Source organism: Paenibacillus sp. Y301, assembly GCF_059445505.1.
Window position 1 is genome coordinate 287,335 of the sequence record NZ_JCAIUL010000001.1, and the last position, 23,302, is coordinate 310,636.

Sequence of the window (23,302 nt, forward strand, 5' to 3'; positions counted from 1 at the left end):
TTTGATCGATTATATTCAAGTTAGCCATATCGGACGCGTTCGTTCGGTAAATGAAGATTCTGTGAGAGTATGTTATACGGATTCTGGTTATACGCTTGGTATTGTTGCCGATGGTATGGGTGGACACAAAGCGGGAGATACGGCAAGCCAACTTGCAGTGGAGACGATATTTACAGATTTATCTGCTCTAGAGAAGGGAATGTCATCTGAAGGATTACGTGCAGCTCTTAGTGATGCTATTCTACATGCAAACGATATCGTATATCGTGAAGCGGCTAATAATGAACAGTATCGTAATATGGGTACTACGGTTGTTGTCTTATTGATGGATGGAACCTCGGGTTGGATAGGACATATTGGGGATAGTCGTGCTTATAAAGTGACTGAAGAGAAAGCTATTCAACTGACAGAAGATCATACCCTAGTAAATGAACTATATAAAAGTGGACAGATTACCCAGTCCGAATTGGAAACTCATCCTAGACGCAATGTGCTCACCAAGGCATTAGGAACGGATCCAGAAGTTATAGTTGATTTCGATCCGGTTACACTTGCACAGGAGGAAGTATTGCTTCTATGTAGTGATGGTCTTAGTAATATGGTGAAGTGTCAACATTTGGGCCAAATTGCTGGAATGCAAGAATTAACGCTTGCGGAACGAGCAGATCGGCTACTACAACTAGCGCTTTTGGCTGGTGGCGATGATAATATTACTGTCGCTTTGTTTGAACTTAATAATGAAGTTGTAGTGGCAAGTATAAAGGAGTGGGATTCATGATCGGACACGAATTGGGTGGTCGTTATGAGATTATAGAACGAATCGGTGGAGGTGGCATGGCACTCGTATATAAAGCCCATGATATTCTGTTGGGTCGAAACGTTGCGATTAAAGTATTACGCCAACAGTTCGTACACGATGAAGAGTTTATTCGGCGCTTCCGCCGAGAGGCACAATCAGCGGCATCTCTATCGCATCCAAACGTTGTAAGCATTTATGATGTAGGACAGGAAGATGAAATTCACTATATCGTGATGGAATATATTGAAGGATATAATCTAAACGAGATCATTAAGGAACGAGCACCTTTACAGGTGGAAGAGGCTGTAAGAATTGCTTCACAGATTTGTGATGCACTCGACCACGCACATCACAATCAGATCATTCACAGAGATATTAAACCTCATAATATTCTTATTGGTCGGAATGGTCGTGTAAAGGTAACTGATTTTGGGATTGCTCGTGCGGTAACCTCAACAACGATTACTCAGACAGGTTCGGTCATTGGATCCGTCCATTATTTTTCTCCTGAACATGCTAAGGGCGTTAGTACAGGGGAAAAGTCGGATTTGTATTCGCTTGGTATTGTACTATACCAAATGCTAACCGCGAAGCTACCCTTTTTGGGAGAAAGCCCAATTAGCGTAGCTTTAAAACATTTGCAAGAGGATTTTGATGATCCAAGAGATACGAATCCTCTTATTCCTCAAAGTGTAGAGAATGTTATTTTGAGGTCTATGCGTAAGAACCCACAGGAACGTTACCAATCGGCTAAAGAGATGTTACAAGATCTAGAGACTTGTCTTCTTCCTGAGAGACGTAATGAACCTAGAATCCAGTTTGCTGATGCCGATGCAGATCAGACACGAGCTATGCCTGCAATTAAGGCCGTATCTAAGGGAGCTGTGTCTAGTAAACGGAACAACAAGGCGCTCTTTGATGAAGAAGATGAGGACGAGAAGCCAGTGAATGGTAAACAACCTACCAAAAGGTGGGTAAAGCCTACCCTTTGGATATCATTAACGTTGTTTATATTAATTTGTATGGTTGGTGTCATCTGGTATGTAAAGGCAATGTTAGTCGTACAAGATGTAAAGATTCCGAATGTTATTACGAAACAAGAAGATGTTGCTGTCAAAGAATTAACTGCACTTGGACTTGTTATTGAAGACCCTATAATTCGCACTTATAAAGAAGGTTTTGATGAAGGTGTAGTGTTTGATCAGAGTAAGAAAGAGGGAGCAATGGTTAAAGAAGGTGCCTCTATTCAGCTTTCGGTTAGTATAAAGAAGCCTCTGCCTATAATGCCTGAACTTAAGGGTAAAACCTTTGATGAGGCATCTGATTTATTGATAAACAAAGGAATAATAAAAGGAAATATTACTAAGAAGGACGAGTACAGTGATCAACCCTCTGGCATGGTTATTGGGCAAGATCTAGAAGCTGGTTCCGAATTTGATGCATCGACGGTTGAGATTGTTCTAACGGTCAGCCAAGGCGAGGAATCGTTTATGATGCCTGATTTGGTTAACAAGACACAGAAGGAAGCCGAAAGTATAATAAAACAAGCTGGATTAAAACTGGGTAAGGTCGAGGAATCTTCTAGTTTTATTTATGAAAAAGGCGAAGTAATTAAACAATTCCCTTTTGATCCTAATACTCCTGTATCAGTGGGTTCAGAGGTTAGTATTACGGTTAGTACTGGTTATCCTCCAGAAGCATTGAATTACACATTTAATGTACCTGTAGCACCTGTAGAAGATGGGAAGAGCAGTAAGATCCGTATAGAATATTCGGATGCACGGAATGAAGATGGAGAGAAAAAGGATTGGGGAACAAAGACCATTAAGTCTACTCAAGTCTTCTCGATTGATCTCGTTCTAGCTCCAAATAAGAATGCTTATGTAACGATCTTCCGGGATGGAGAACTCTTTGATACGTATCCTATCTCTTATAGTGATGCTAAGAATGGTTCAGTACCAGAGGTCGTTATTCCTCAGACTGATCCCGTGTTGCCAACCGATGAGACTGATGTAGAACCGCAACCTGATCCTAATGCAGATCTTAATGCAGATCCTAATACAGATCCTAATGTAGATCCTAATGTAGATTCTAATGTAGATCCTAATGTAGATCCTAATGTAGATCCCAATGCTGACCCGGGAGATGGAGAAGTTGTGGATCCAACAGCCATGAACTCTCCGGGTAAGAATAAAGGCAAACATAAATCAGATAACATAAATAATAGCAATGATATTAAAGTGACGTCGGGAAAACCTTGAATTAACGTATAAACATCCCTGGAAAGTGAGGCCATTCAAGAATGCCAGATGGTGTAATCGTAAAAGCGCTGAGCGGATATTATTACGTTAAGCCGATATTAAACGGTAAGGCGGTAACTACTGAAGGGCAGCGAGCGATTCAATGTAGAGCTCGTGGCGTATTTAGAAATAAGGGAATCACTCCTTTGGTAGGAGATCATGTCGTGTATTCTTTATCAGATCATGATGAAGGTACTGTGAATGAAATCTTGCCACGTCATTCTGAATTGATTCGCCCTCCGGTAGCCAATGTTCAGTTTGCAGTATTATTATTTTCTTTACGTGAGCCAGACTTGAACTTACCGCTCCTGGATAAATTCCTTGTGCATATTGAGCACTCAGGACTTAATACGTTAATATGTCTTACGAAACAGGATTTGTTAGATGATGAAGAGGTTGATAAGGATGATCCTACTCATTATGTACAAGAGCTCTACGAACGGATTGGTTATGAGGTTATTGTAACGAGCACTCGTTCTGGTAGAGGACAAGAACAATTGCGTGAGCGTCTTGCTGGACACATTTGTGTATTCTCTGGGCAATCAGGAGTGGGCAAATCATCTTTAATCAATGCATTAATGCCAGGTCTTAATTTAGAAACGAACCAGATCAGCATGAAGCTGGGCAGAGGTAAACATACGACCCGACATGTGGAACTCATTGAACTTGATAATGGAGCATTTGTGGCAGATACACCAGGGTTTAGTCAGCTTGACTTCTTGGAAATGGAAGTCGGGGATTTGTCCGCTTGTTTCAGAGAATTTGAATCGTATTCAATGAATTGTAAGTTTAGGGGATGTAGTCATCTTCACGAACCTGGTTGTAAAGTGATCGAAGCTAAAGATAAAGGTGAGATAGCACAGATACGCTATGACAGCTACGTTCAGTTCTATGCTGAAATGAAAGACAAAAAGCGGAGGTATTGACAGAAATGATCAAAATTGCGCCATCTATATTGTCAGCTGATTTTGCCAAGTTAGGAATGGAGATTGCCGAAGTTGAAGCGGGGGGAGCAGATTGGATTCACGTGGATGTCATGGATGGGCATTTTGTTCCGAACATTACATTAGGGGCACCAATTGTGAACTCTATTCAGCACTATACAACACTCCCACTTGATGTGCATTTAATGATCGAACAACCTGAACGGTATATTGCCGACTTTGCGAAGGCTGGCGCCAAGGTTATTACCGTACATGCTGAAGCTTGTACACATTTGCATCGTGTAGTACATATGATTAAAGAATTAGGAGTACAAGCTGGGGTTGCTATTAATCCTGGAACTCCTACTTCGGTATTACAAGAAGTGTTACCAGATCTTGATCTAGTACTCATTATGACTGTGAACCCTGGGTTTGGGGGCCAGTCCTTTATCCCTCGCACACTCCACAAAATACGTCAGGTTCGCCAAGCTCTCAATGAAGCTTCGTTATTTGATGTTCATATAGAGGTCGATGGTGGAGTGACTGTGGATACGGCTCCACAAGTTGTAGAAGCAGGGGCAGATGTATTGGTAGCAGGTAGTGCTGTGTTTGGTCAAAGCAACAGAGCTTTAGCGATTTCTCAGATCAGAGGTAGTATAGGGGGAAAGTAATCGTATGACTTTCAAACAAGCTCTATGGCTTACATTCGCAAGTATGGGGGCGGGGATGCTACTTGGGACGTTCTCAGTGCTGAAGACCCCTCTCAATGCTCTTACATCACTTTTAGCAGTCGTTATAACGATTTATTTCTTCCGTCATTTTGAGCAAAAGGGCATGAGAATTGGTTATATTGTTTTGACAGTACTCTATTTCGTCCTTTTTATATTTATGGTTTCGGTATATAAGTTCAATTTAACCCTTTAGTCTCGATTAGTATGAGTCATAGGGCATGCTGTCCCTGCATAAATATGGTTACATGAGCAGAATTCTCATGTAGCCTTTTTTGTTGTCAGTCACAGTGAAGGCTCAGTGGATGAATATCGGAAGGCATGAGAATGATGGGGAGGGTGAGACATGAAATTTTATACATTCAAGTTACCAAGGTTTTTGGGAGGGTTTGTCAAAGCCATTCTGAACACATTTCACAAGAATTGATCGTTATCGTTCTCAGTCAGGCATGCCGTCCAATGGAAAAAACCTCTGACCGCGGCTTAGGATAGAATCACTGTACACACGGTCTGAGGCATGAAAAAAGCACCTGATGAAAACAAGGTGCTTTTTGCTTATATGCTATGGAGATATTAGGCGCGAGTGACTTTACCTGACTTCAAAGCACGAGTACTAACGTAGACACGTTTTACTTTACCGTCCACCAAAATGCGAACTTTCTGGACGTTAACGCCCCAACTCCGACGGTTGCGGTTGTTGGCGTGAGATACATGGTTACCAGTGCCTGGTTTCTTACCTGTAATATAACATTTGCGAGACATAGATTACACCTCCTTGTTCCAATACACCTGCATAAAACAATACTTATATATAATATCACAGCAAAAATTGCTTCGTCAACTATCCTAAAAACATTTATTTCTTTTGGTAGTTATAGTACAATATTATATAGTCAATATTGTATGCATAAATTCGATTGAATTGAGCTACCGTAGCAGTTTTTTTCTACGATGATAACATAGAGTCCGAGGGGTGGACATAACCAAAAAAATCTACTTAATTTTAAATGTGAAATGTTAGAAAGTAATTGGATGTAAAAGTAGTATGATGAAATATAAATAAAAAATGCCATTTGTTTTTGTAATGAAGGTAGGAAGGGGATTTCTCACTTGAGTAAGCGTTCTTTGAATGGAACAGATTTTACCGCGATGGTATTGCTCGGAGCGGAACAATTACAGCAACATGCAGAACATGTCAATTCCCTTAATGTATTTCCGGTGCCAGATGGAGATACGGGAACAAACATGAATTTGACAATGACTGCTGGTGTTACTGAATTGAAGAAGAATAATTCGGATTCTATTGGACATAGCGCAGGGGTATTATCTAAAGGTCTCTTAATGGGGGCACGTGGTAATTCAGGCGTTATTCTCTCTCAATTATTCCGTGGGTTTGGACGTTATGCAGCTCCTTATCAAGAACTGAATACGCAACAATTCGCTGCAGCATTGCAGGTAGGGGTTGAGACGGCGTACAAGGCCGTTGTTAAGCCTGTTGAGGGGACAATCCTCACAGTAGCTAAGGAAGCGGCTAAACATGCTGTACACTTCTCTAGACGTACTAGTGACATCGTTGAATTGATGGAGCAGGTGCTTTTGCAAGCCAAAGAAACATTATCTCAGACACCTGAACTATTACCTGTACTTAAGCAGGTAGGAGTAGTAGATTCTGGCGGACAAGGTCTTGTATATATTTATGAAGGTTTCCTACAACATTTAAAGTATGGAACTGCTCTAAGAACAGAAGAGGCATTCTCTTCAATAAAAGCTCCGGAAGTGAATAAGGTTCCCGTCGTTCAAGCCGTTAAGATGGGCTTAGATATTCCGATGAGTGCACAATCACGTTTGGAGACGGAAGATATTGAATTTCTATATGACATGGAATTCTTCATTAACCGTCAAATTGCAGATACAGAAGTTAGTGTTTTTGATGAAGAGCATTTTCGGAAAGCGTTGTCAATTAATGGAGATTCCATTATTGTTATTCCTGATGAAGAAATTATTAAAGTTCATGTACATTCCAAGACACCAGGTGAAGTTCTGAACTTGGCTTTGAAATATGGGGAAATAACGCAAATTCATATCCTGAATATGCGTGAACAGCATCGCGATTTGCTGTCTTCAGGATTGGATGTTTCACCAATGCCAGAAATTTTTGCTGCAATTCCAGTGAAAGAAGAGGCTCCCATTCCAGTAGCTGTGGAACCTCCTGCTGATGAAATGGCACCGTTTGGTTTCATTGCCGTGTCTTCTGGACAAGGTATTTCAGATATTTTCACTAGCTTGGGTGTAGATGCTGTTCTCTTTGGTGGACAAACTATGAATCCAAGTACAGAAGATTTCGTGAATGCCATTGCAACGATCTCTGCTCAACACATCTATATCTTGCCAAACAACTCTAATATCGTACTGGCTGCTCAGCAAGCGCGTGAGTTGTTAGAAGGAGAACGAAGTGTTACGGTTATTCCAAGTAAGAGCATACCTCAAGGGATGGCTGCCGCTTTTGCCTTCTTAGAAGAGGAAAGTGTAGATGTCAATACGGAGAACATGTTAGCTGCTATTGCGCATGTGAAATCGGGTCAAGTTACGTATGCGATTCGAGATACGGTTATTGATGAGTTAGAGATTAAGGCTGGTCAATTTATTGGTATACAGAATTCAAAAATTGTAGCGGCTAATGAAGATTTGCTAACCACTTGTCAGAGTCTTCTCTCCCAAATGTTAGTGAATAATGATGAGATTGTGACTGTGCTAGCAGGTGAAGAAGCTAACCCCGAAATGACAGCACAAATGGGTGCATGGATACACGAAATGTATCCTAAAGCTGAAGTGGAGATTCATGAGGGTGGACAGCCTATTTATTACTATCTGTTTTCAGTAGAGTCCTAAAAATTCATTGTGTAAGAGGGGGAATTTCTTTGACACATACCGTTATTGTTACGGATAGTACGTCTGATATTCCAGAAGAATTAGCTAAGAAACATGGGATTCATGTTGTTCCATTACGATTGCAATTTGGAGAGGAATCGCTACTAGACGGAGTAGAGATATCCGCGAAGGAATTTTATGAAAGGTTGGTTCAGGCTGAGAAGTTACCTACAACATCTCAGCCTTCTCCAGCGGATTATGTCCGGACGTATGAGCAAATTTTACAAGACCATCCAGATGCATCTATTCTTTCTATTCATATTTCTTCAGGGTTAAGCGGAACTTATCAATCCGCACTGATCGCTAAATCGATGATGGAGGAGAATGTAGATATTACCGTCGTTGATTCTCTTTCAGCTTCATACGGTTTCGGTGTACTTGTTGTACATGCAGCGCGTCTTGCTAGCCAAGGTGTGGCAGTAGAAGATATTGTCGTAGCCGTAGAAGAACTACGTAAAGAACGTAAGTTATATTTCCTTGTAGATACATTAGAATACTTGCAAAAAGGTGGAAGAATCGGTAAAGCAGCAGCTTTATTTGGGACGTTACTTAACATTAAGCCCATTCTTTCTATTGACCAAGAAGGCATTATATATCCCGTTGAGAAGGTGAGAGGTCGTAAAAAGGCCATTGCTCGAATGATCGAACTCTTCCAACAGGATCTAGGAAACATTCAAAAAATAAATGTGGCAGTGGGTCATACGGCAAATCTTGCTTCGGCTGAGTCCTTTTTAGAAGAACTTTCAGGCCATTACCAGGTAGAGGAAGTCGTATTCCATAACATTGGTTCTGTTATAGGAAGTCATGTGGGAGTAGGGACGATCGGCGTATATATATGGCCCGCTTGAATTGAGGTATAGAACATGAATATGAGCCTTCATTTGGATCAGATTTCAGTTAAACAGGTTCGTGGCGTGAGTGCCCTTAAAGAGGGGGAGCTTCACGCCTTTGGCATCTTTACGGTTAAAGATTTGTTGGAGTATTATCCCTATCGTTATGAAGACTATCGTCTTCGTTCTTTAAGTGCAGTTCAGAGTGGAGATAAAATCACCGTACAGGCTAAAGTAATGGGGATACCTGTGCTGCAACGTTATGGTACCAAATCACGCTTGAGCTGCAAGATGATGGCTGAAGATCTGATGTTTACTGCGACATGGTTTAACCGTCACTTCTTACGTGATCAATTGACAGCTGGTCGCGAGATTGTATTGAATGGCAAATGGGAACAAAGACGAATGCAATTAACGGTATCTGATTCGGAGTTCCCAGATCAAGGGGTAAAGCGGAGTGGTTCGCTACAACCGGTCTATTCTGTAGGAGCTAAGATTACACAGACGTGGATTCGTAAAATCATAGGACAAGCATTAGAACAATATGGCGATATGATTCCAGAGATTCTTCCTCAGGAGATTCTGCAGAAGTATCACTTCTTACCGCGTAAAAAGGCAATCTTAATGATCCATCAGCCTGAGGACACGAAGGAAGGACAACAAGGCCGGCAACGGATGGTGTACGAGGAGTTATTCTTATTTCAGTTGAAGATGCAAGCTTTCCGAGCTTTGACGAGAGGTCGGATGGACGGCGTAGTACATACTATGGAGAATGCTGTGGTGCGCGAGTTTGTTAGGAGTCTACCTTTTGAACTGACTGATGCTCAGAAGAAAGTGGAACTTGAAATATTGCGTGATATGCGAGCGACGTATTGTATGAACCGATTGCTTCAAGGGGATGTTGGATCTGGGAAAACAATCATTGCAGCCATTGCTCTATACTCTACAGTGCGTTCGGGATTTCAAGGTGCGCTGATGGTACCTACCGAGATACTAGCCGAGCAACACTTGCGATCATTAGTCCGATTGTTCGAACCTTTTGGAATTTCAGTCGGCTTATTGACAGGTAGTGTAACGGGACGTAAGCGTAAGGATCTGTTAGCATCACTACAAATGGGAATGGTTGATGTGGTCGTTGGAACGCATGCTTTGATACAAGATGAAGTATTCTTCCGTAACCTAGGGTTAGTTGTTACGGATGAGCAACATCGTTTTGGAGTGAATCAGCGTAGTGTGTTACGACGTAAAGGCTACAACCCGGATGTATTGACCATGACGGCGACACCCATCCCACGTACACTAGCTATTACGGCCTTTGGTGATATGGATGTCTCTACCCTTACAGAACGCCCTAAGGGACGTATACCCATCACTACGTACTGGGTGAAGCATAGCCTGATGGATAGAGTGCTTGGACTTATTGCGCGTGAAGTGGATCAAGGTCGCCAAGCGTATCTGATCTGTCCGTTGATTGAGGAATCAGAGAAGTTGGACGTGCAGAATGTAATTGATCTTCATATTCAGATGCAACAGGCTTTTCCTACTTATCGTGTGGGGTTGTTACATGGACGAATGTCACCCGCAGAGAAGGAAGAAGTTATGCAGGCCTTCAACCGAAATGAAGTCAATCTACTTGTATCGACAACGGTGGTTGAAGTAGGAGTCGACGTTCCTAACGCCACGCTTATGATTATTATGGATGCTGACCGATTCGGGCTGTCTCAGTTGCATCAGTTACGTGGGCGTGTGGGACGGGGACAGCATGCATCCTTTTGTGTCTTAATTGCTGATCCCAAATCAGAAGTAGGACAAGAACGGATGAGAGTCATGACGGAGACCGATGATGGATTCGAAGTATCTCGCCGTGATCTTGATTTACGTGGACCGGGAGACTTCTTCGGCACGAAGCAGAGTGGACTACCCGATTTCCGACTAGCCGATATGGTAAGTGACTTTGGTGTATTGGAACAAGCACGGGATGATGTAGCTACATTGGTGGGAGATGCTTCTTTTTGGACATCAACCTCTTATGAAGCACTTCGGCACTATCTACAACGAGAAGAGGTTTTCCAAGAAAATCTGATTGATTAGGCACATTAGACAAGCCTACCGTCATATACTGAGAAAGGTTGAATTGACGGGAGGTGCCAATCTTTGGGTTATCAGCAGTATGGAATCAGCCCACAGTTAGTAGAGCGGATTAAACTTAAAATGAAGAATCCAACGACAAAAGAGCGTGTCAAAGACCTAATTGATGGTGTCACTAAGCAGGATTTACAGAGTGGTCCTAAGGTACAGAAGTTAGTGAAAACAACAGCGAGCCTTGTAAAGGAGAAGCTCACTCCTGCTGAAGAAGAACAAATTGTCCGCTTTATCATGAGTCAACGTATTGATCCCAATAATACGTTCCATCTTATTAAGCTGTGGAGCATGTTTCGGTAGTTCAATAGTACTTAGATCGTTGAAGAACCCTCGTGGATACCAAACCCGAGAGGGTTCTTTTTTTAATATTAGACTCCCATACAGCTACGCGGCATCACTGAGCATAAGTTACGCTTGAATCAATGTGACATGGCGGTCTCTTTCATATCTGTAGCTAGCTTTCTCACATAACGTCCAATTCTAACGCTGACCTCAGCTCGCATATAGTCTTTAGTCATCGTAAATCGATCCTCTAATCCGCGACAAGTATAGCGATAGGTGAGTTCGGAATCATTCTTGGTGTCTTCAAATATGCGAATATTTCGTTCGAATAGATTCTTTTTAGATTGTTGCATATCCTTTCGGATATGGTTGGCTAGTACTTTGGCCGCTGTGGAGTACAATAACTTAAGCATTTGAGGGGAGATTTCTACTTCAAGGATTTTTTTCTCAATAATGTGGAGTGTGACAGGAAGAAGGACGTATTCACGCATCATCTCCATTTCCTTTTTTGTAAGGGGTTCTTTAGATTGGGGAGTAGTGTCATTCTGAATGGACATGGCTAACGATTGTTCTTTATGTTGAGGAAGCATCATACGACTGGATTCCCATAATCCGTTGCCTTCTAGTTTTTTACTCATTTATAATGACCTCCAATTTTATGACTTCTTTCAAATACCTGGCCTGAAGCTGTTAGTGATGAGGCTCTTATAATAGCTGCACTGCCATAACGATCTTTTATCGTATCGGTCACTTTATCTAAGGCGCGTAACTTGATCTGGTCTTCAAATAGAGTCAATTGATATTCCTGGTCAGATGCAAAGTTACTAAGGGTAATCCCAATGCGACGAACAGGAAGTGTATTCCAATACTGATAAAAGAGTGTTTTGGCAGCTTCGTAGACGACGTTCGTGTTATTGGTTGGATCAAGCATCTTCATTTGCCGAGAGAATCCTGTAGGATCTTCATAAGGGCTACACGTGCAACTTACTGAAATGACGGAACCCATATAGCCTTTACGTCGACAATCGCGACAGACTTCTTCTGTGAGTTCTAGAAGTATCGTATTCACATCATCCGATTCGGCATAGTCTGTAGGTAAAGTAATCATATGACCGACTGATTTGGGTGCTGTATTAAAAGTACCGGGTGTCACAGGGGAGTCATCTAGACCATTAGCCGTTCGCCACATGACCTCGGCATGAATATCACTTTGTTTGCCGAAGCGCGCTCGAAATCTCTCTTTTAAGCGGGGTAAAGGTGTTCTTGCAATATCCCCAATGGTATGCATTCCGAGACGTAAGAAGTGGGAAGTCATGCGAGATCCAACTCCGAACATTTTGTTTATAGGCTGTGACCATAATAACGTTTCAATGTCTGATTTAGGTAAGGTGAAAATGCCACTCTCGTTCTTTTTTGCCCATATGTCAGTTGCGATTTTGGACAGTATTTTGTTAGAGCTAATGCCTACCCGTATGTTCACCCCCGTTTGTTTAAGAACCTTCTGTTGTAACGATTGGGCTATTCTGACAGGATCCCCGAAGATACCTAGACTTCCGGTGACATCCAGAAACTGCTCATCGATAGAGAATATCTCTACGAGGTCGGTATACTCCTTATAAATTTGAGTGATCATAAGTGAAACATCGATATAATGCTGCATCCGTGGACGCATGACGACAAGATCAGGGCACTTGTTCAGGGCTTCACCTAATCGTTCTGCTGTCGTGACTCCGAAGCTCTTGGCTATAGGACAGGCAGCTAGAATAATACCTGAGCGACGCGCGGGATCACCGGCTACAGCCACAGGTCTGTTCTTGTATTGAGGATGTTCGACTTTCTCTACACTAGCGTAGAAACTTTGGCAATCTGCCAGGAAAATAACCCGTTCACGTTGATCGCTCATATTAACCGCCTCCACGTAAACTCATAAGCATGGTGAATACTTCTGCCTTTATTAGACTTCTCAACATATTGAAATGATGGATATAACCACGAACTTTATATTCAACCTCAATGCCGAGTGTATTCATGTCTGTATTCAAGATGCTAATATGTCGCTGTTTCATTTGGTTCCTAAGGTTCTGTAATCGAGGGTAGATGGATTGCTCAACATCTCTCAGATGACAGATAACATAGTTATATACAATTTTGTCTTTATAGATCGTTAAATGGTCAATATCCCTTGCTAACATATCGAGCAATACAGGGAGCAGGGTATATTCCTTGATAATTTGAATATCTTCTTCTGTTTCTATACTTGGATTAACATGCATATTTCAACACCACCACAATGGGAACGTATATTCTTGTTTTATTATACACCGAACATGAGTTCGTTATGCAAGTGTATTTTTTGGAAGTGAGTTAATCTGAATCTAAAGAGTGTATCGGCTGAAAAAACGGAAAATATATATTGATTTCATTTAGCCCTCCCATTTTATGAAAAAGGGATTTTTTTGATGATATTGTTCAAATTCATTTTAATTATCGATCTAAACCCGAATAATAAACATTTACATGTAATAAAAGTTCGTTTATAATCAAACTTGTGTTTAAAAATTAATTATTTAACAGCATTCGTATATTCTTAGAATATGGTCTAAGAGTCTCTACTAGGAGCCTAATAATCCTAACTACGAATGGGTGAGATTACTCTACCCATTTATAGTTAGGATCCTTTTTTTTGTTGCTTTAGCCAAAATGACTAATAATCTTTCTTTAAGGAGTGTATATCATGGAAAAAGTATTTGATTATGAAGATATTCAGTTAATACCTGCTAAATGTGTGGTTAACAGCCGTTCTGAGTGTGATACAACTGTGACATTAGGAGGCCATCAATTTAAACTTCCTGTTGTGCCAGCCAATATGCAAACAATCATTGATGAAAAGATAGCCCTTTATCTTGCTGCAAATAAGTATTTTTATATTATGCATCGTTTTGAGCCAGAAAAGCGGCTGTCATTTGTAGAGGATATGCAGGCAAAAGGTTTCTACGCTTCAATTAGTGTTGGAGTGAAAGAAGAAGAATATCAATTCATTGAAGAGCTTGTAAAGGCAGGGCTTACACCTGAATTCATAACGATCGACATTGCACATGGTCATTCAAATGCTGTCATTAATATGATTCAGCATATTAAAAAAAACCTACCGAAGAGCTTTGTCATTGCTGGTAATGTGGGTACTCCTGAATCTGTGCGGGAACTTGAGAATGCCGGTGCTGATGCGACAAAAGTTGGGATTGGACCAGGTAAAGTATGTATCACAAAAATTAAAACAGGATTCGGGACTGGAGGCTGGCAGTTGGCAGCACTTCGTGGGTGTGCAAAGGCAGCAAGTAAACCGATTATTGCTGATGGTGGAATACGAACACACGGTGATATAGCCAAATCAATCCGTTTCGGTGCATCGATGGTCATGATTGGCTCTCTTTTTGCCGGACATGAAGAATCACCAGGCGAAACTATCGAAAAAGATGGAAAGTTTGTTAAAGAATATTTTGGCTCTGCTTCTGAATATCAAAAAGGTGAAAAGAAGAACGTAGAAGGTAAGAAAATGTACGTTGAGCATAAAGGCTCCTTACAGGATACGCTAACTGAAATGGAACAAGATCTTCAATCTTCTATTTCGTATGCTGGTGGAACTACTGTAGACTCCATTCGTCACGTAGATTATGTTATTGTCAAAAACTCTATTTTTAATGGTGATAAAGTATATTAAAGCCGTATTTAAAGAAATATTCTCATCAATTATGAAAATCGGAGCTCTTTCCATTTAGGAAAGAGTTTTTCTCAATATATGGAGCGTAAAAAAGGTTGCGATTGATCTATCTGTAATTGTAGTAGTGCACGGATTGGTGGTCAGGCATTGTTCTACAATTCTCTTAGCGGATAATTAATAAACATGTTATATTATGACAGAAAGGGTTGTAAGCCCTTACTTATTCAGATACGAGTGAGATTATTCTATGATCTCATGACGTGGAGAGGAAGAGGCTATGTGCGGCGAATGCTATTGTGGTTAAAGTTAAATAAGCTGCGGAATCAGATGTTGCTTGGTTTTCTTGCTGTTATGCTCATCATTCTGACATTTGTCGGGGGGATAACATTTCATTCAGTCTCGACGATGCTCAAGAACAACGCGGAGAAGCATATTCAGCAAACTGCGGTTCAGGCCAACGGCCGCCTGGAAGGTATTCTCGAACAGATCAATTCTCTGACGACGTTAGTATCGACCAATGATTATATCCAGCAACTGCTTTTACGTGATATAGAGGGTCAGAGCGCGACCTTTACGGAACGGCAGGCGTTGCCAACCATTATTAATCTAGTCCAAATGTATACCGACGGCATCAAGTCTGTGGAGTTGTACAAGAAGGACGGGGCAAGGTTATACCCTCTTGACGGCAGCAACCTGAGAGATAAGGTGCCTGAGGCTTGGATTAAGCAGGCAACGGAGAATAAAGGTGGGCTCATATGGTTCGGCATCGATCCGTTGGATACCACATCGGTTTTGGCGATTCGACAAATCAGCATCATTGATCGAAATTTCGCGACAGGTGGGTATTTGCTCATCCGTACAGACCGCAACAAGTTCGCTCTGAAAGGCTCGTTGTCTGGAGAGGGGGAGACGGAAGCGGAGACGGAAACGGTCTTGCTCATAGGTTCCGACGGTAAGCTCATCACGTCCAATGATGACAGCATTTCGCAAAAGACAGCGGCCGTACTGGTGGAGGGGGCTAACCATCAGGTCGCTACCATCGATAAGAACTCTTTTATCGTCGTCAAACAACGTTCTTCTGTCACTGGATGGACGCTACTCATCTTAACGCCAGTTAACGTTATCACCCAAGGTATACCGGTCTTGCGGATGACTATGGTTGTATCAGCTATCATGGGTTCTTTGCTGTTCGCCTTGCTCTCCTTTTTCTTGTCTACCCTCATCACACGGCCTGTGTTCAAGTTGATCAAAGCCATGAGAGAGACCCGTCTCGGCATTCTGAAACCCATCGAGAACATGTCGTTCACCATGGAAATTCAGGAACTGAATTATTCCTATAACCAAATGGTCGATAACATCAACGAACTGATTCAGTTAGTTTATGAGAAAGAGGTAGCCCGGAGCCATACGGAGCTAAAGGCACTTCAAGCTCAAATTAATCCGCATTTTTTGTTTAATTCTCTGGATGTTCTACACTGGTCGTTATTGGAAAAGGATGAAGTCCAACTGGCAGGATATGTTGTGGCCATGTCTGATTTATTCCGATATACCATTACGGGGTCAAGTAAAGAGGGATGGGTGAAGCTTCGCGACGAATTGGAGCATGTGAGTCGATATTTATCCATCATGAAGATGCGATTTGGAGACCGCTTGGAATGGGAAATCGAGGCTCCGCCCGAATTTACAGATGTTGAGTTACCTCGACTATTGCTGCAACCGCTCGTGGAGAATGCTATTTTGCATGGAGTTGAGAGTAAGATTGAACCCGGCTTGGTCAGGGTGACGGTCACTCGTGAAGGGGAACGGATCATTATTATGGTGGAAGACGACGGTGGGGGAATGGACGAGGAAAAGCTACGTTCCCTATTAGAAGAGCTAGACAGCGGGAAGGTGTCCTCTTCTAAAGATTCTGGTCTCGGACTCGCCAATGTGAAGAAGAGGCTTCAACTATTTTTCTCGGGAAAGAACGAGCAGCGTGCGGTAATGGCTATTGATAGCTGGAAGGGCCAAGGCACTCGGATAAGCATCCAAATTCCTGTCCAAGGAGGTAGAGAGTTATGAGGAGTCGAACGATTCTTATTGTTGACGATGAACCGCGTTCGAGAGAAGGAATGAAGAAAATACTTGGGGTATGGGCAGCAGGTCAATATGAGATCCTTACGGCCAGTAATGGGTTAGCTGCTATGCAAATTCTGGAGGAGACTCCCGTGGAACTCATGATAACGGACATCCGCATGCCTGAAATCAGCGGGCTTGCTCTAGTTACCCAGATGAGGGAGAAGAGAATTCAGCGTCAGCCATCCGTTATTATTATCTCTGGACATGCCCTGTTCGAGTATGCTCAGCAAGCGCTTCAATTGTCTGTAGTGGACTATCTGCTCAAGCCGGCCAGCCCGGAGAAGCTGATCGAATCTGTGGAGAATGCCCTGAAAGCAGGAGAAGAACGGGAACACATCGTCTTCATGCAGAAGATGGCAGATCCGCAATTGATGGCCGTAAGGGACGAAGAAGCCGCACTAAGTGATCCGATTCGCCAAGCGATGGACTATATAGAAATGCACATAATGGAACCAATCAGTCTGCAGGAAATCGCCGGGCATGTACATCTCAATGGGAGTTATTTCAGCGCACTTTTCAAAGAGCAGTGTCAGATGAATTTCAGCGAATACGTCGCCCGTAGAAAACTACAGAAAGCGAAGGAAATGTTGCTGAAAACAAATCTGCCCATAGCAGAAATTGCAAGTCGCACAGGTTATCAGGCCGTCAAATATTTTAACAAACTATTTAAGGAGTACGAAGGAATGAGTCCGGGGCGGTACCGATCGATGAGAAACGGAATTGAAGGCCTGATTCAGTAATGATTCGTAGGATATTATCCTAGATACGAAAGTAAATACTGCGACCGACAAGTTCCCGCAAATGTTCACTAATCTATTAGATAAATGGAGACGATGCCAAGGAAGAAAACCTTTGGTGTCTTTTTTTATGCTTTTCACGGAACGAAATCAAAAAATAGTGGAAGTTTCCCCAAAGATAGGTTCCTTATATCCAAAGGAGCTTGGGATTATAATTGTGTATGCGGTTACAAAAAGCCGAAGAAACAATAAAAAGGGGAGGCAAAGTATGAAAAGTATGAAGCGTGTTTTAGTAGGGGTCTCTACATTGCTCGTAATGTCATCTGCGCTTGCAGCATGTGGCGGAAACTCAAATTCAAACTCAAACTCAGCTAGCCCAAGCACAAGTCCAGCAACAACAACCAATGCAACTGAGACTCCAGCAAAAGGGAATGGCGAGAAAGTGACCGTCAATCTTTGGAGTTTCACGGACGAGATTCCGAACATGACTAAAAAGTATATGGAAACCCATCCTGACGCAAACGTAGAGTTCAAAACTACGGTTGTCGCAACTACCGATGGAGCTTATCAACCTGCGCTTGACCAGGCTCTGGCTGCTGGTGGGAAAGATGCTCCGGATATTTTTGCAGCTGAAGCGGCATTCGTGCTCAAGTATACACAAGGCGATGCATCCAACTTTTCCGCCAACTATGCGGATCTAGGTCTTGACGATCAAATGGTTAAGGATGCTGGCATTGCTCAGTACTCTGTTGATATTGGTAGCAAAGACGGCCAACTGAAAGGCCTCGGTTATCAAGCAACGGGCGGAGCCTTTATCTATCGCCGCTCGCTCGCCAAAGAAGTGTTTGGAACAGATGATCCAGCTGCCATCAAGACTGAAATCGGTCCAGGCTGGGATAAATTCTACGATGCAGCTGCGAAGCTGAAAACTAAAGGATATGGCATGGTTTCTGGAGATGGCGATATCTGGCACGCGATCGAGAATAGTTCTGAGAAAGGCTGGATTGTTGATGGAAAACTTCATATTGATCCGAAGCGCGAAGAGTTCCTTGATCTCTCCAAGAAGCTGAAAGACAATGGCTTCCACAACGATACAACAGACTGGTCGGAAGCTTGGTTCGCTGATATGTCCGGTAGTGGGTCCCAACCGACCTTTGGTTTCTTCGGTCCTGCTTGGCTCATTAACTATACAATGAGTGAACAAGTAAAAGATACAAATGGTGACTGGGCAGTTACTGAGCCACCTACAGGCTTCTTCTGGGGAGGCACTTGGTTGCTTGCCAACCAAGAAGTAACCAAGGATGATGCCAAGAAACAAGCTGTTGCGGACTTTATCAAGTGGGTAACACTCGATACATCCGAAACCGGCCTCCAGTATTACTGGGCTAACGGAACGATGAAAGACGGCGAACAAGGCACGAAGGACAGCGTTGCTTCCTCCGTTGTCATGGATAAGTCTAACGGCGAAGTTCCATTGCTTGGTGGACAGAACATGTTCGACGTGTTTGTTCCGGCTAACGCTAATGCTTCAGGCAAGAACTTGACCCAGTTCGACGAAACAATAAACAAACTCTGGCGTGATCAAGTACGCGAATATACTGCAGGCAACAAGGATCGTGCTAAAGCGATCGAAACCTTCAAGCAGCAAGTCAAAGATCAACTTGACATCGACAGCGAATAAAAAGAAATCGAAGGGGCGGGAAGTTATCCCGCCCCTTCATATCAACTAAAGGGGTGAGAGTATGCGCCGCAAAGGTGTGAACTACTCTAAATACGGCTATATCTTTACATTTCCGTTTGTTTTGGCATTTGTTATTTTCTCGCTATATCCTATTTTATACACCGCATTCATCGGGTTCACTGATTTAAAGGGATTAATACCAAAACCAATACATATTTTGGATAACCCTTTTCAAAACTTCAAAGATCTGCTCTTTGATAACGTCTCATTCAGGAAGTCCCTAATTAACACCGGGTTGCTCTGGTTTGCCAACTTCGTTCCCCAGATCCTTCTAGCACTCTTACTCACCGCATGGTTCACGAACCAGCGTCTTAAAATAAAGGGACAGGGTATGTTCAAGGTTCTACTCTATATGCCTAATATTATTACAGCAGGTACAATTGCCGTGCTTTTCAGCACTCTGTTTGCCTATCCGATGGGTCCAATAAACAGTTTCGTTGAAATGATGGGATGGTCCGACGCTCCGATTTTCTTCCTTCAGGATAAGACGACAGCACGGGGCATTGTAGCGTTCATCCAGTTCTGGATGTGGTACGGTAATACCATGGTCATTCTTATCGCAGGCGTTATGGGTATAAATCCTGCACTCTTCGAGTCTGCGTCGATTGACGGCGCTAACGGATTTCAAACCTTCTTCCGTATCACATTGCCAAGTCTTCGGACGATTTTGTTATTTACGCTGATTACATCGATGGTCGGTGGTTTGACCATGTTTGATATTCCGCAGCTCTTCCTTGCAGGCGGACCAGATGACTCCACGCTTACCACGTCCATGTTCATTTATGGGCAAGCCTTTAAGGGAAGCTATTTATATAATCGTGCTGCAGCGGCGAGTATGATCATGTTCGTGATTTCAGCGATTTTATCTGCACTCGTATTCTATTTAATGCGTGACCGTGACGCGGCAAAAATGAAAAAAATAGAAAAAATGCATAGAAAATCAGCGAAAAAAGGACAAGAGGGGGGCGTAACACATGAGCAATAATCACAAAACCGGAACCGTCACCCGTAAAATAAACAAGACGGTTATTTATATCGTCTGTATCTCTTTGGCGGTAATTAGTATCCTCCCGTTTTGGGTCATGTTTGTGAACGCCACTCGCTCTACAGCAGAAATTCAAAGCGGTATTTCATTGCTTCCTTCGACACACTTTATGAGCAACCTGCGGGTGCTGCTTGACAAGAGTTTCGATCCCATTCAAGGGTTTATGAATTCATTTATTATCTCTGCTTCAGCAACCCTCTTAACGGTCTATTTCTCGTCCTTAGCAGCTTATGGACTTGTGACTTATAGCTGGAAGTTGCGTGGGCCATTCTTTACCTTTATTTTGTGCGTGATGATGATTCCTTCCCAAGCAAGTGCAATTGGATTCTATCAATTCATGTATAAAATTCATTGGACAAACAGCTTTCTTCCACTGATTCTCCCTGCGATTGCAGCGCCAGCGGTCGTGTTCTTTATGCGGCAATACCTGCTAGCCACGCTGTCGATAGAGATCGTGGAAGCAGCACGCGTAGACGGGTCCGGTGAGTTCAAAACCTTTAACCGGATTATCCTGCCGCTCATGGTGCCGGCAGTGGCGACGCAGGCTATTTTTGCCTTTGTAGCCAATTGGAACAACCTGTTCATGCCGCTGATTCTACTGACACAGAAGGAAAAGTATACAATGCCAATCATGGTTAGCTTGCTTCGAGGTGATATTTATAAGACGGAGTTCGGCTCAATCTATATGGGTCTGGCTTTGACGGCTTTACCGCTGTTTGTGGTTTACTTCCTGTTATCTCGGTATATCATCGCGGGCGTAGCGCTCGGAGGCGTCAAAGAATAACCCCCTCAAGCAGGGTTCGATGCCGAGGATGGGAATCTATAACACCTAAATAAATGAGGCGTCTTGTAAACACAAGGCGCCTCATTTATTTTAGGTGGAATTCAGAACTCGCATGTATTGGAGCACAGGTAAATATTTCATCTCATATAGTGACACACTCTTTTTGTAGCTTCGGAATAATACTTGATTATCGTGCAGTTAGAGTGAGATCTGGAGAGTCCTAAGAGGAAGTTTTAAAGGGGGGATATTTGTCTAAAATGTGAAAATAACTACGATTAGTTAAGTAAAAAAGTTTGACCTACTAAATAAATTTATGATATATTTACATACCTACTGGTCGGTATGGAGGAGGTACACTACGGAAATGGATACAAAGTCGCTAATTATCGACATCTCAACATCTCTTTTTCAGCAAAAAGGATATTTGGGTGTAGGATTAAACGAAATTTTAAAAGCATGTAACCTTTCAAAAGGTTCGCTTTATCACCACTTTCCAAATGGGAAAGAAGAATTACTTATCGCTTGTCTTCATTCATTGAACGACACAATAACAACGGATATGAAGGAAATATTCCAACACCATTCATCTACTTTACATGCTACGCAAGCGATGATTGAGAAATTGATCGATCAATATGATCGAAATGGGATGATTACGGGGTATACGTTTAGTAGTATCGTTAGTGAGATAGGATCACTAAGTGAACCTGTTAGAACGGCATGTGAACTCTCATTCACAAAGATGGAAGAGATTTATTCGAACAAGTTAGTTACAGATGGTTTTTCGAAAGAAACAGCACACTCCGTTGCGCTAATGATCACAGCCTCTATTGAAGGTGGTATTATGCTTTGTTTAACTAAAAAAACAAGTGAACCGCTAAAAATAGTTTCACAGGTATTACCAAGCTTATTGAAGGAATTTTAGTAAACTATATAAGAATTGAAAGGAAGAAAAACATGGAACAGGAAACAAGATTACCAAGAAACGGCAAAGAGGGAGCGCTGTATGGTCTGATCATTTGTGCCTTAACTGCTTTGTTTATGTCATCACTAGGTACCATTCTAGGTGCAGGGAAATTTGATGGAGAAGTTGCCCTATCGATTCTGAAGATATATCCGATTATGATCGTTATTGCGATGCTTCTTGAAGCGGTAGTTATAGGTCGTATTGCAGAGAAATTAGCTGCGAAATTTACTGCACCAACAGATAGCTTTAATGCAAAGATATTATTCCGTATCTTATTCACGGTAATTGGTATGTCAGCGTGCATGACATTTATCGGAGGGGTCATAGGTAACGGCGGTCTTAGTTCCGAGACATTTAGTAACTGGTTAACGAATTGGCCAAGAAATTTCTTGATTGTACTTGCAGCTGAGAGTTTAGTGATTCAACCGATTGCAAGATTTGCGATGGTCAAATTACATGCTAAGCAAGATGAAAAAAATAATGCCGCAATGATGGCAGAGAAAAACGTTGCTTAATCAAAGAATATTAATGATAAAATAATATAAAAATGATAAATGAGCCCTTTAGAGGGCTTTTTATTTTGATTCATATTGATGAAATATAGACAACTTATTTATGAAAATGAAGGCTAAAGGAAGGTTGTCCTCATTTCTGCTATAATAAAATTAATGTGGTTAAAACAGGGGGGAAGGAAATGATTCTACATAAGGGCGAAATTTTGTTCCGTCAGGGGGATAGTGGTGAATATTTATACCATATCAAACGTGGGCTATTTAAGGTGACGCGGTTACACGAGAACGGAAATATGGTGCTGTTTAATATTTTGTATTCGGGCGAAACGGTTCCTCATCACTCTCTTATTACGGCTAAAGAAGCGCATGGTACAGCAATAGCGTTGATGGACAGTGAGGTTGAAGTCATCCTTGCGAAGGATTGGTATCGCCAATTGTTGGAGGATCCTGCGAAACCTATGGAAGTGGCTCTGTTGCTACAGGCGAAATTGCGCTTTATGCAACAACGAGTAGATCATCTGACTGCGGGTAACCCTGCAGATCGACTGGAACTACTTAGCGAATGGCTACATGATTATTCTCATGGGGTAGATGTAACCGAACTGCTAACACAAGAGGAGATCGGTCAGTTGATTGGTGTTCGTAGAGAAACGGTAAATCGCTTGTTGCGATTAAAGTAATCATACTACTAGCAAATAAGGGTCTATTCCTTAGGGTGTTATCGACCCTGTGGAATAGACCTTTGTGA

The 23,302-nt window shown here is 42.2% G+C and carries 23 protein-coding genes and 1 riboswitch; of the genes, 19 read left to right on the top strand and 4 right to left on the bottom strand.

The window, feature by feature from the left end:
* The first annotated feature begins 1 nt into the window (after position 1).
* The 6 genes from AC1D69_RS01360 to spoVM all read left to right on the top strand — a co-directional run bounded on the left by AC1D69_RS01360 (position 2) and on the right by spoVM (position 5,177).
* A complete protein-coding gene (locus AC1D69_RS01360) occupies positions 2-778 on the top strand; it encodes a Stp1/IreP family PP2C-type Ser/Thr phosphatase (protein WP_495454350.1) in 777 nt (258 codons plus the stop codon).
* Positions 775-3,060, top strand: a complete 2,286-nt coding sequence (gene pknB / locus AC1D69_RS01365) for a Stk1 family PASTA domain-containing Ser/Thr kinase (RefSeq protein WP_495454351.1) — start codon at positions 775-777, stop codon at positions 3,058-3,060. The genes AC1D69_RS01360 and pknB overlap by 4 nt, the downstream gene beginning before the upstream one ends.
* 41 nt (positions 3,061-3,101) lie before the next feature.
* The gene (rsgA, locus tag AC1D69_RS01370) at positions 3,102-4,025 is read left to right on the top strand and encodes a ribosome small subunit-dependent GTPase A (protein ID WP_495454352.1); all 924 of its coding nucleotides are present in this window, start codon (positions 3,102-3,104) and stop codon (positions 4,023-4,025) included.
* Between the two features lie 5 nt (positions 4,026-4,030).
* Positions 4,031-4,693: a ribulose-phosphate 3-epimerase gene (gene rpe, locus AC1D69_RS01375; protein ID WP_495454353.1), complete on the top strand. Its 663-nt coding sequence runs from the start codon at positions 4,031-4,033 to the stop codon at positions 4,691-4,693.
* Positions 4,694-4,697: 4 nt separating this feature from the next.
* Positions 4,698-4,946, top strand: a complete 249-nt coding sequence (locus AC1D69_RS01380; protein ID WP_495454354.1) for a hypothetical protein — start codon at positions 4,698-4,700, stop codon at positions 4,944-4,946.
* A 150-nt stretch (positions 4,947-5,096) separates the two neighbouring features.
* On the top strand, positions 5,097-5,177 hold the full coding sequence (spoVM, locus tag AC1D69_RS01385; RefSeq protein WP_068537489.1) for a stage V sporulation protein SpoVM: 81 nt from the start codon (positions 5,097-5,099) through the stop codon (positions 5,175-5,177).
* 146 nt (positions 5,178-5,323) lie between these two features.
* Here the strand turns inward: spoVM and rpmB are convergent, their stop codons facing one another.
* A complete protein-coding gene (gene rpmB, locus AC1D69_RS01390; protein ID WP_495454355.1) occupies positions 5,324-5,512 on the bottom strand; it encodes a 50S ribosomal protein L28 in 189 nt (62 codons plus the stop codon).
* Between the two features lie 348 nt (positions 5,513-5,860).
* On the opposite strand from rpmB, the gene AC1D69_RS01395 reads away from it, so the two are divergent.
* The 4 genes from AC1D69_RS01395 (at position 5,861) to AC1D69_RS01410 (ending at position 10,950) form a co-directional block, all read left to right on the top strand.
* Complete coding sequence (locus tag AC1D69_RS01395) at positions 5,861-7,639, top strand: DAK2 domain-containing protein (RefSeq protein WP_495454356.1); 1,779 nt, start codon at positions 5,861-5,863, stop codon at positions 7,637-7,639.
* A gap of 29 nt (positions 7,640-7,668) precedes the next feature.
* Positions 7,669-8,526: a DegV family protein gene (locus tag AC1D69_RS01400; RefSeq protein ID WP_495454357.1), complete on the top strand. Its 858-nt coding sequence runs from the start codon at positions 7,669-7,671 to the stop codon at positions 8,524-8,526.
* Between the two features lie 21 nt (positions 8,527-8,547).
* Entirely contained in the window at positions 8,548-10,599 is a 2,052-nt protein-coding gene (gene recG / locus AC1D69_RS01405; RefSeq protein ID WP_495454736.1) for an ATP-dependent DNA helicase RecG, read from the top strand.
* Positions 10,600-10,662: 63 nt separating this feature from the next.
* Positions 10,663-10,950, top strand: coding sequence for a stage VI sporulation protein F (locus AC1D69_RS01410; RefSeq protein WP_495454358.1), 288 nt, complete (start codon positions 10,663-10,665; stop codon positions 10,948-10,950).
* Between the two features lie 119 nt (positions 10,951-11,069).
* Here AC1D69_RS01410 and AC1D69_RS01415 read toward each other — a convergent pair whose 3' ends face one another.
* From AC1D69_RS01415 to AC1D69_RS01425, 3 genes are read right to left on the bottom strand one after another with little or no spacing between them, the layout of a single operon-like run.
* The gene (locus AC1D69_RS01415; protein ID WP_495454359.1) at positions 11,070-11,570 is read right to left on the bottom strand and encodes a YhjD family protein; all 501 of its coding nucleotides are present in this window, start codon (positions 11,568-11,570) and stop codon (positions 11,070-11,072) included.
* Positions 11,567-12,835 (bottom strand): DNA polymerase IV, encoded by a 1,269-nt coding sequence (locus tag AC1D69_RS01420; protein WP_495454360.1) that lies wholly within the window; start codon positions 12,833-12,835, stop codon positions 11,567-11,569. Before AC1D69_RS01420 ends, AC1D69_RS01415 begins: the two co-directional genes overlap by 4 nt.
* A gap of 1 nt (position 12,836) precedes the next feature.
* A complete protein-coding gene (locus AC1D69_RS01425; protein WP_495454361.1) occupies positions 12,837-13,205 on the bottom strand; it encodes a YhjD family protein in 369 nt (122 codons plus the stop codon).
* 284 nt (positions 13,206-13,489) lie between these two features.
* A riboswitch (purine riboswitch) is annotated at positions 13,490-13,588 on the top strand.
* 78 nt (positions 13,589-13,666) lie between these two features.
* On the opposite strand from AC1D69_RS01425, the gene guaC reads away from it, so the two are divergent.
* From guaC to AC1D69_RS01470, 9 genes are all read left to right on the top strand, one after another.
* Positions 13,667-14,650: a GMP reductase gene (gene guaC, locus AC1D69_RS01430; protein ID WP_495454362.1), complete on the top strand. Its 984-nt coding sequence runs from the start codon at positions 13,667-13,669 to the stop codon at positions 14,648-14,650.
* 288 nt (positions 14,651-14,938) lie between these two features.
* Positions 14,939-16,711 (top strand): sensor histidine kinase, encoded by a 1,773-nt coding sequence (locus AC1D69_RS01435; RefSeq protein WP_495454363.1) that lies wholly within the window; start codon positions 14,939-14,941, stop codon positions 16,709-16,711.
* Positions 16,708-17,508 carry a response regulator transcription factor gene (locus AC1D69_RS01440; protein WP_495454364.1) on the top strand — a complete coding sequence of 267 codons (801 nt, stop codon included), beginning with the start codon at positions 16,708-16,710 and terminating at the stop codon, positions 17,506-17,508. Before AC1D69_RS01435 ends, AC1D69_RS01440 begins: the two co-directional genes overlap by 4 nt.
* Before the next feature lie 265 nt (positions 17,509-17,773).
* Positions 17,774-19,186 (top strand): ABC transporter substrate-binding protein, encoded by a 1,413-nt coding sequence (locus AC1D69_RS01445; RefSeq protein ID WP_495454365.1) that lies wholly within the window; start codon positions 17,774-17,776, stop codon positions 19,184-19,186.
* A 61-nt stretch (positions 19,187-19,247) separates the two neighbouring features.
* Complete coding sequence (locus AC1D69_RS01450; protein ID WP_495454366.1) at positions 19,248-20,231, top strand: carbohydrate ABC transporter permease; 984 nt, start codon at positions 19,248-19,250, stop codon at positions 20,229-20,231.
* The gene (locus AC1D69_RS01455) at positions 20,221-21,075 is read left to right on the top strand and encodes a carbohydrate ABC transporter permease (RefSeq protein WP_495454367.1); all 855 of its coding nucleotides are present in this window, start codon (positions 20,221-20,223) and stop codon (positions 21,073-21,075) included. Before AC1D69_RS01450 ends, AC1D69_RS01455 begins: the two co-directional genes overlap by 11 nt.
* A 364-nt stretch (positions 21,076-21,439) precedes the next feature.
* Positions 21,440-22,000: a TetR/AcrR family transcriptional regulator gene (locus tag AC1D69_RS01460; RefSeq protein WP_495454368.1), complete on the top strand. Its 561-nt coding sequence runs from the start codon at positions 21,440-21,442 to the stop codon at positions 21,998-22,000.
* A 32-nt stretch (positions 22,001-22,032) separates the two neighbouring features.
* On the top strand, positions 22,033-22,557 hold the full coding sequence (locus AC1D69_RS01465; RefSeq protein ID WP_495454369.1) for a DUF2798 domain-containing protein: 525 nt from the start codon (positions 22,033-22,035) through the stop codon (positions 22,555-22,557).
* Positions 22,558-22,736: 179 nt separating this feature from the next.
* Complete coding sequence (locus AC1D69_RS01470) at positions 22,737-23,234, top strand: Crp/Fnr family transcriptional regulator (protein WP_495454370.1); 498 nt, start codon at positions 22,737-22,739, stop codon at positions 23,232-23,234.
* Positions 23,235-23,302 lie beyond the last annotated feature (68 nt).